Here is a 9,832-nt window from a genome sequence, read left to right on the forward strand (position 1 = left end):
CTTAAATATATATAGGCTATGAGTTTTGCTCATAGCTTTTTTATTTTCAAAACCAAAAGAAATTTTGAGAATTTAATAAAAAATTTTTTAATGTATAATGGTTGTATGAGAATAGCAGAAATTAAAGATTTAGATGAAATAATGGTAATAATAAATGATGGGAAAAAAGCCTTGAAAAAAGATGGAGTTGATCAATGGCAAAATGGACTTCCTGATAGAAAGGGGATTTTACAAAATATTTTGACGGGAGAAAGTTTTGTTTATGAAGAAGATGGAGAAATTTTAGCTTTTGCTTTTTTGAAAAAATCTTACGAAGAAGATTACAAAAATATTGAAAAGGATTTTAAAAATCATGGACCATTTTTTACTATTCACAGATTGAGTGTTAAAGAAAGTGCAAAAGGTAAGGGCTTTGCTAATAGATTTTTTGAAGAAATTATTTCTTATGGGAAAAATTCAAAAATGAATTCGATTAGGATTGACACTCATCCTGATAATTTTAAAATGCAAAGTTTAATTAAAAAATTTTCTTTTGAAAAAATTGGAATTTGTACTGTTGATGACAAAATTAAAAGGTCTAAAAGATTTGTATATGAGTTGATTTTATGATAAATGAAAAACAAAAATTGATTGTGGAAGATGCAAAATATCCTGCGGCTGTTCTTGCAGGTCCTGGTACGGGAAAAACTTTTACAATTGTTCAAAAAATTATTTCTTTAATAAAAAATGACGGGATTAGTCCTAACAAAATCCTTGTGACCACTTTTACAAAAAAGGCAGCAAATGAGCTTATTGAAAGAGTGGAATCAGGTCTTAAAAAGGAGAACATTTTTGCTGATACTTCAAATATGTTGATTGGAAATTTTCATTCTTTGGCTCTTTCTTTTTTGAAAGAATATAAATCTTTTACGAATAAAATTTTTGATCCTTTGGTTATCGACTCTCATATTGAAGGATATTTGATTGAAAAAAATATGGATATTTTTGAAAATATTTCAAATTTTTCAAAATTTATTTCTTATAATGAGGTCGGACAAATTCAGGGGATTTTTGCAAATATTACTAATAATTTGCTTTGTTTGGATGAACTTCGTAACTCTAGTAATCCTCGTGATATTTTGGCTTTGGAAATTTATTTGAAATGGGCAAATTTTCTTGATGAAAATGACCTTATAAATTATCAATTGATTTTAAAAAAATTTTATGATCTTTTAAAAGATCCTTTTTATGGAAAAAAAATTAGGGATAGGATTGATTTTGTAATAATTGATGAGTACCAAGACACAAATACTATCCAAGAAGAAATTTCTTTTAGCCTTTGTAAGGGCAAAAATCTTATGGTTTTTGGAGATGATGATCAGGCTCTTTATTCATTTAGGGGAGCAAGTCCTAAAAATTTGAGAGATTTTGACAAAACTTGCAAGATGAAGATGAAAAGAAAGGCGAATTTTTATCATCTTGATATTAATTACAGGTCTAATCAGGAAATAATTGATAAATCTAGAGAGTTTCTTGTAAATTCTAAAGCTTTTGACCTTGAAAAAATAAAAAATCTTAGGGCAAATGATGGCGAAAAAAATGAAAATTCTGTGGTAAGGGCTAGGGCAAATGAGTATGAAAATATTGAAAATATTGTAAAATTTTTAAACAAAAAAATAAATTTGAACCAAATAGCATTTTTGTTTCCGTCTTTAAATAGTGATTATCCAAAATCTTTGCAAACTTATTTTGAAAATCACGGAATAAATGTTTTAAATAAATCATCGAAATTGTTTTTTAAAAGAAGAGAAATTAGACTTTGCCTTTATGTTCTTATTTCAATTTTTTCAAAAAAACCAAAAAAACTTACTGGTTCAAATCCAGATAAGTACAAATGGACTCAAGAAACGAATTTCAAAAAATATCTTGCTAGCATTTTCGACGATAAAGAATTTACAAAAAACGAAGAATTAAATGCCTTTATAAAGGAAGAAAAATTAAATATTGAAGAAAATAAATCCTACACAGATATTTTATACAAAGCTTTTGGACTTGAAATTTTTAGGGAGATTTTGGATAAAAAAATTGACAAATTAAATTCGATAAGACAGCTTTCAAATATTGGAAAATTTACATCAATTTTATCAGATTTTACAAATCTTTGTGGCTATGATATAAATTATTACAAAAAATCAGTGGATTTAATTTATGGATATATATTTTATCTTTTCAAAAATTCAGCCATAAGTGAATTTGAAAATTTTGATGCTCCAAAAAATTCTGTAATATTTTCTACAATTCATCAAGCAAAAGGACTTGAATATGATGTGGTTTTTGTATCAAGTTTAAATGATAATCCAAGAAAGGATATGCGTGCATTTAGCCCAAAACTTGAAGCGAAAAAAGAAAGTGATTTTTTAAAAAATTATTATAGGAAGTATTATACAGCCTTTACCAGAGCAAAAAATCTTTTGGTTTTATTGGATAATTCCAAAAATTCCTACCTTAAAAATTTTGCCTTTTCATTAAATTCGTCTTCTATATTAAAAACAATAGATTTTAAATTCAAAGAAGATATTGTAAAAAAAGAAATTTTGGCATATACAACCGATATTTCAATTTACAAATCTTGTCCATTAAAATATAAATTTATAAGAGTTTTGGATTTTAAAAAAGAAAAATCTAAATCTTTGGAATTTGGTTCAAAAGTTCACAGTCTTACCGAATATCTTACAAATTTAAAAAAAGAAAATCTTTCTTACCATGCAATAAATGACTTTATAAAGGAAAACAAAGAATTTCAAAAGCCAATTGAAAATTTTGTAAATAGAAATTTTCCGATAAAATATTCGGAAATGAACATAAAACTTGATAGATTTTCCTATATTTTGCAAGGAAATATTGATATAATCCTAGAAGATGGAACAATTATCGATATAAAAACTGGAAAGGTAGATGAAAATAATTTAATTTCCTACAAAAACCAACTACTTACTTACTACAATTTGTTAGTTTATAATAATAAAAAAGTAAACAAAATGATCTTATATTTTATTGAAGAAGACAAACTTATAGAAGTAGAAAAATCGGATTTTGATATGAAAAATATAGACGAAATAGGAAAAAATATAGTAGAAAAAAATATTGAAATAAAAACGCAAGATAAAAGACAATGCAAATTTTGCCCTATGGCGCATTTTTGCAAAAGAACTTGATTAAGTCCAACTAAAGAATACAATTTTTTTAGGTGATAAAATGAAATCTCAAATGTTAAAAGGAGTTATCGAAGGGGTAATTCTAAAAATAATCAAAGACAAAGAAACTTATGGATATGAAATTGTAGAAACCCTAAGACTTAACGGTTTTTATAATATGACCGAATCTACAGTCTATCCTATTTTGCAAAGATTATCAAAAAAAGGTCTTATATTTTCTTCAAAAGAAAAATCAAAAGTTGGACCAAAAAGAAAGTATTATTATATAACAGCAAAAGGCGAAGAATATTTATTAGGATTTATAGAAGATTTCCTAGAATTAGAAGAAAATGTAAGAAATATTTTAGGAGTTAAAAATGATAATGAGAGTAGATAAAATGATTGGAAACGCCAATCTTGATACTAGAAAAAATATAAAGAAAAATGCAAAAAAAGGCGGACTTGTAATAAACGGAGAAATTATAAAAGATTCATCAGTAAAAGTTGATCCAAATATTGACGAAGTAATCTATATGGGAGAGCTTGTCGATTATTTTGAAAATATTTATATAATGATGAACAAAAGAGAAGGATTAATTTGCCAATCAAACGAACTTGATGGAACTGTAATGAGTGACTTGGATGAATTTTATTTAAATTTAGATTTGGCAATAGCAGGTCGTCTTGATAAAGATACAACAGGACTTTTGTTAATGTCAACCGATGGAAAATTTATCCACAGAGTAATAAGTCCAAATTCAAATATTTGGAAAAAATACGAGGTAGAAACATCAAAAAAAATAGACCCAGACCTTGTAGAAATTTTTAAAGAAGGCGTATATATAAAAGAAGATGATTATTACGCAAGAAGTGCAAAGCTTGAAATAATTGAAGATAAAAAAGCCTACGTTTACGTAACAGAAGGAAAATTTCATTTAGTAAAAAGATTATTTTCAAATAACGATAACGAAGTAGTAAAACTAAAAAGACTTGCAATAGGAAAATTGCAATTAGATAAGACCTTAAATCCAGGAGATTACAGAGAACTTACACAAGAAGAAAAAGAATTATTTACAAAAGAACAATAAAGATGGATTATTTCCATCTTTTTTATTTGAAAAATTTAAAATTTAAAATGATTTCAAGATTTTATTTTAAAAAATAACAATTAAAAAATAAAAAAATCTATGAATTTACAATGGTAAGAGAAAAATTTAAAAAAATAAAAAATATTAGATGAAATTGTTTGCATTTATAAATTTTATGTGCTACAATGAGGTTGTAATAAATATATTTGGAGAAGCGAGCACTTATTTTTTTATAGGGCTCGCTTTGTGTATTTGGAGGAAAAATGATTGATATAGTGGATTTGCTTTTTGATAATCCTTGTATTATGGCAATAAAAGATAATACGGATTTGAAAGAATGTATTAAAGATGATTACAAGAATAATAAAATAGTTTTTGTTCTTTATGGAAATATTGAAAATATAACCAATATTGTTGAAAAATTAAAAGACCATGACAAGATTGTTTTTGTTCATGAAGACCTTATTGAAGGACTTTCTTCATCATCATTATCTTCATCATTTATCAAAAAATACACAAATGCCGATGGAATTATTACAACAAGAAGTCAAAATGCTGCTTACGCAAGAAGAATAGGACTTTTATCCATACTAAGATTTTTTGTACTTGATTCCTTGTCCTATAAAAATGTAAAAGAAACTTTAAAAAAAGCAAATTGTGATCTTGTTGAAATACTTCCTGGTATTATGCCAAAAATACTAGATGATATAGAAAAAAGAACATCTATCCCAATTATTGCTGGAGGGCTTATTAGAGATAAAAAAGATGTTTTTGATGCCCTAAATTCAAAGGCGATTGCTGTATCATCATCAAATTATAATGTTTGGAAAATGTAAAAGGAGTTTGTATGACAAAGTATATTATGGCGTTGGATGCTGGAACTACAAGTAACAGAGCAATTATTTTTAACAAAAAAGGCGAAATAATGTCTGTTGCTCAAAAAGAATTTACTCAATTTTTCCCACACCCTGGTTGGGTTGAACATGATGCTACAGAAATTTGGTCTACTCAACTTGGAGTTTGTACTGAAGCAATTGCAAAATTAGGTATTGAATCAAAAGACATTGAAGCTATAGGAATTACAAACCAAAGAGAAACAACAATAGTTTGGGAAAAGGCTACAGGCAAACCAGTTTATAATGCAATCGTTTGGCAATGTAGAAGAACAGCTGATATGGCTGACAAATTAGTAGAAGATGGTTACAGAGAAACAATTCAAAATAAAACAGGTCTTGTAGTTGACCCATATTTTTCAGCAACAAAAATTAGATGGATTTTAGACCATATTGAAAATGGACAAGAAAGAGCAGAAAACGGGGAGCTTTTATTTGGTACTGTTGATACATGGTTAATTTATAATTTAACTCGTGGAAAAGTTCATGTAACAGATTATACAAACGCATCAAGAACTATGATATTTAATATTCATACTCTTGAATGGGATGATGAACTTCTAGAAATTTTAAATATTCCAAAATGTATGCTTCCAGAAGTTAAACCATCAAGCTATGTTTATGGAAATACTTTTGCTGGATATTTTGATGGCGAAATTCCTATAGCAGGAATCGCAGGTGACCAACAAGCAGCTTTGTTTGGACAAACATGTTTTAACAAAGGTGATGCAAAAAATACTTATGGAACAGGTGCATTCTTACTTATGAATACTGGCGAAGAAGCTGTAAAATCTGACAATGGACTTGTAACAACAATTGCTTGGGGACTTGAAGAAGGAAAAGTAAATTATGCTCTTGAAGGTTCAATCTTTGTTGCAGGTTCTGCAATTCAATGGTTAAGAGATCAATTAAGAATTGTTGATGCAGCTGATGATACTGAATATATGGCTACAAAAGTTGATGATACAAATGGATGCTATGTTGTTCCAGCTTTCACAGGACTTGGTGCTCCATATTGGGATGCTTATGCAAGAGGAGCAATCGTAGGAATTACAAGAGGAACTAGCAAATACCATATAGTAAGAGCAACTCTTGAATCACTTGCATATTTAACAAACGATGTATTAACAGCAATGGCAAAAGATTCTGGCGCACCACTTAAAGAATTAAAAGTTGATGGTGGAGCAAGTGCAAATAATTTCTTAATGCAATTCCAAGCTGACATGATTCAAACAAAAGTAGAAAGACCAGAAACTCTTGAAACAACAGCTCTAGGTGCTTGCTATTTGGCAGGACTTGCTGTAGGATTCTATCAAGATCTTGAAGAAATTAAAGAAAACAGACTTGTTGATAGAGAATTTACACCAGAAATTTCTGTTGAAGAAAGAGATAAAAAAGATAGAAACTGGCAAAGAGCTATGCAAAGAGCCTTTGGTTGGGCAAATCATTACGAAGAATAATTTTACAAAGATTATATAATGTAATATAATAGATATAACAATAAAATAAGACGATGAGAAAGCGAGTTAAAGTAGGTCCTACTTTAACTTGCTTTTTTTCATTTAAATTTATTTGAAAGGAAGAAATATGTTTGATGCAATAATTATAGGAGCAGGAGTAACGGGTACTTCTATTGCCTACCAACTATCAAAGAAAAAAGGAAAATTTCTAGTTTTAGAAAAAAATGAAGATGTGTGCACAGAAACTTCAAAAGCAAATTCAGCAATTTGCCATGGCGGTTATGACGCAGAACCTGGAACAATGAAGGCAAAAATGAATGTAAGAGGAAATCACATGATGGAAGATGAAGCCAAAAAATTATCTTTCCCTTACAAAAAAATTGGAACTTTTGTTCTTTGTCATAGCGAAGAAGATATGCCAAAATTGCAAGCTCTTTATGATCAAGGAATTGAAAACGGCGTTTCTGGCATGGAAATTTTAAATAGAGAAGAAGTTTTAAAAATGGAACCAAATATAACAGATGATGTTGTGGCTGCTTTGTATGCAAAAGAGGCGGGAATTGTTGATCCATTTTTGATGAATATTGCCTTTGCAGAAGTTTCAAATATAAATGGTGTTGATTACAAATTTTACGAAAAAGTTGTAAAAACTGAAAAGAAAGATGGATATTGGGAAGTTTCAACTGAAAATAATACATACCAAACTAAGGCAGTTATAAATGCAGCTGGAATTTATTCGGATGAAATTCACAATGCTGTTTCAGATGAAAAATTTGAAATAAAAGCAAGACGTGGAGAATATTTACTTTTAGATAAGGATACGAAAGGCTTCGTAAACCACGTTATGTTTAATCTTCCTACTGAAAAAGGTAAGGGAATTTTGGTATCTCCAACAATCGATAACAACACTCTTGTAGGACCAACTTCTGACTTTATAGATGATAAGCACGACAGACGTTCAACAAGAGAACACATTGAAGAAGTTATAGAAAAATCAAATCACACTGTAAAAAATGTTCCTGTAAGAATGGTTATAACTTCATTTTCTGGAAACAGGGCTCATGAAGTGGGCGGAGATTTTATTTTAAAGGAAAGCCTTGATGGATTTTTTGACTGTGTAGGAATTGAATCCCCTGGTCTTACATCAGCTCCAGCTATTGGAGAATATATGGCAAATCTTGTAAGTGAAAAATTAAATCTAGAAGAAAACAAAGATTTCACTTATGACAGAAAACCAACTCCAAAAACTAGCGAATTAAGTCTAGAAGAGCACGACGAATTAATCAAAAAAGACAAGAGATACGGAAAAATTATTTGTAGGTGTGAATCTATAACTGAAGGCGAAATAGTAGATGCAATCAATCGTCCTCTAGGTGCAAGAACTGTTGATGGAATCAAAAGAAGAGTAAGAGCTACAGCAGGAAGATGCCAAGGAGGATTCTGTTTGCCAAGAGTTATGGAAATACTTGCAAGAGAATTGGGCGAAGACTATGACGATGTAGTAAAAAATGGAAAAGATTCTTACTACATAAAAGGACATGTAAAGTAAGGAGCATTTAAATGAAAAATTATGATTTAGTAATAATAGGTGGAGGTCCTGCAGGACTTGGAGCTGCTGCTCGTGCCTATGATGAAGGAATTGAAAACATACTTATAGTTGAAAGAGATGAAATGCTTGGAGGAATTTTAAATCAATGTATCCACAATGGTTTTGGTTTACACAGATTTAATGAGGAACTTACAGGTCCAGAATATGCTCAAAGATTTATAGATGAAGTTGAAAAAAGAGATATTGATGTTTTATTAAATACAATTGTAATAGATTTTGCAAATGATAAAACCATAACTTTGATGAATGAAGAAAATGGAATGTTTACTTTAAAACCAAAGGCAGTTATTCTTGCAATGGGTTGTAGGGAAAGACCAAGAGGAGCATTAAATATTCCAGGAAGCAGACCAGCAGGAGTATTTTCAGCAGGAACAGCCCAAAGAATGATAAATCTTGAAGGCTATATGCCAGGAAAAAAAGTAGTTATTTTGGGCTCTGGAGATATTGGTTTAATTATGGCAAGAAGAATGACCCTAGAAGGAGCAGACGTTCAATGTGTTGCTGAAATTATGCCATTTTCTGGAGGATTAAAAAGAAATATAGTTCAATGTTTAGATGATTTTGACATTCCACTTTATTTTAATACAACAATTTCATCAATCGAAGGAGATGAAAGAGTTACAGGTTGTACTCTTTCACAAGTAGATGAAAATATGAAAGTAATTCCTGGAACAGAAAAACATTTTGACTGCGATACAATTTTACTTTCAGTAGGACTTTTGCCAGAAAATGAACTTACTAAAGAAGCAAAAATTGAAATTGATCCTAAAACAAAAGGAGCAGTAGTTTCAGATAGGCTAATGACAAATGTTGATGGAGTATTTGCAGCAGGAAATGTATTGCACGTTCATGATTTGGTAGATTATGTAACAGAAGAAAGTGAACTTGCAGCTAAAAATGCAGCAGATTATATTAAAGATAATTTCCAAAAATCTCAAAAAGAGCCAATTTATTTAAAGGCAGGAGATGGAATTTCTTATACACTACCACAATATATAAATCCAGACACCATGCAAGATGAAGCTATAATTAGGTTTAGGGTAAACAATGTTTATCAAAATAGAATTTTAAAAATGTTTGTTGACGGAAAAGAAGTAACAAAGAAAAGAAAATTAGTTTATGCTCCAGGAGAGATGGAAAACTTAATTTTAAAGAAAAAAGATATAAATGAAGATACAAAAGAAATAGAAATAAAATTGGAGGAAATATGAAAAAGGATTTAACTTGTATAAATTGTCCTCTAGGCTGCCTTGTGACAGTAACAATGGATGAAGAAGGAAATATAACCGATGTTACAGGAAATACCTGTAAAAGAGGAGAAGTTTACGCTAGAAACGAAGTAAAAAATCCAGTAAGGGTTGTTACATCAACTGTAAAACTTGATGGTGGAAAAGAATATTCAGTTTCAGTAAAAACTGCCGATGCAATTCCAAAAAATAAAATGAACGAAGTAATGGATGAAATAAATAAGGCAAGTATAACAGCTCCAGTTCATGTTGGAGATATAGTTATAGAAAATATAGCAGATACTGGAATTTCATTAATAGCTACAGCAAATAGAAAGTAAAAGCAAATTAAATAGCATTAACTAAGAAAAAGTGATGAGCAT

Annotated in this window: 9 protein-coding genes; all 9 read left to right on the top strand. The window is 29.5% G+C overall.

What is annotated here, in order from left to right; genetic code table 11:
* The first annotated feature begins 105 nt into the window (after positions 1-105).
* Complete coding sequence (locus tag HMPREF0078_RS00255) at positions 106-609, top strand: GNAT family N-acetyltransferase (RefSeq protein WP_232618476.1); 504 nt, start codon at positions 106-108, stop codon at positions 607-609.
* A complete protein-coding gene (locus HMPREF0078_RS00260; RefSeq protein ID WP_004838006.1) occupies positions 606-3,194 on the top strand; it encodes an ATP-dependent DNA helicase in 2,589 nt (862 codons plus the stop codon). The genes HMPREF0078_RS00255 and HMPREF0078_RS00260 overlap by 4 nt, the downstream gene beginning before the upstream one ends.
* Before the next feature lie 40 nt (positions 3,195-3,234).
* A complete protein-coding gene (locus HMPREF0078_RS00265) occupies positions 3,235-3,570 on the top strand; it encodes a PadR family transcriptional regulator (protein ID WP_004838007.1) in 336 nt (111 codons plus the stop codon).
* Complete coding sequence (locus tag HMPREF0078_RS00270; protein WP_004838008.1) at positions 3,551-4,261, top strand: pseudouridine synthase; 711 nt, start codon at positions 3,551-3,553, stop codon at positions 4,259-4,261. The genes HMPREF0078_RS00265 and HMPREF0078_RS00270 overlap by 20 nt, the downstream gene beginning before the upstream one ends.
* Before the next feature lie 263 nt (positions 4,262-4,524).
* Positions 4,525-5,097, top strand: a complete 573-nt coding sequence (locus HMPREF0078_RS00275; RefSeq protein WP_004838009.1) for a glycerol-3-phosphate responsive antiterminator — start codon at positions 4,525-4,527, stop codon at positions 5,095-5,097.
* Between the two features lie 11 nt (positions 5,098-5,108).
* Positions 5,109-6,614, top strand: coding sequence for a glycerol kinase GlpK (gene glpK, locus HMPREF0078_RS00280; RefSeq protein WP_039920331.1), 1,506 nt, complete (start codon positions 5,109-5,111; stop codon positions 6,612-6,614).
* A 127-nt stretch (positions 6,615-6,741) separates the two neighbouring features.
* Positions 6,742-8,163, top strand: coding sequence for an NAD(P)/FAD-dependent oxidoreductase (locus HMPREF0078_RS00285; protein WP_004838011.1), 1,422 nt, complete (start codon positions 6,742-6,744; stop codon positions 8,161-8,163).
* 11 nt (positions 8,164-8,174) lie between these two features.
* Complete coding sequence (locus HMPREF0078_RS00290) at positions 8,175-9,434, top strand: NAD(P)/FAD-dependent oxidoreductase (RefSeq protein ID WP_004838012.1); 1,260 nt, start codon at positions 8,175-8,177, stop codon at positions 9,432-9,434.
* On the top strand, positions 9,431-9,790 hold the full coding sequence (locus HMPREF0078_RS00295) for a DUF1667 domain-containing protein (RefSeq protein WP_004838013.1): 360 nt from the start codon (positions 9,431-9,433) through the stop codon (positions 9,788-9,790). The genes HMPREF0078_RS00290 and HMPREF0078_RS00295 overlap by 4 nt, the downstream gene beginning before the upstream one ends.
* Positions 9,791-9,832: the final 42 nt, after the last annotated feature.

The organism is Anaerococcus vaginalis ATCC 51170 (genome assembly GCF_000163295.1).
GTDB classification, from domain to species: domain Bacteria; phylum Bacillota; class Clostridia; order Tissierellales; family Peptoniphilaceae; genus Anaerococcus; species Anaerococcus vaginalis.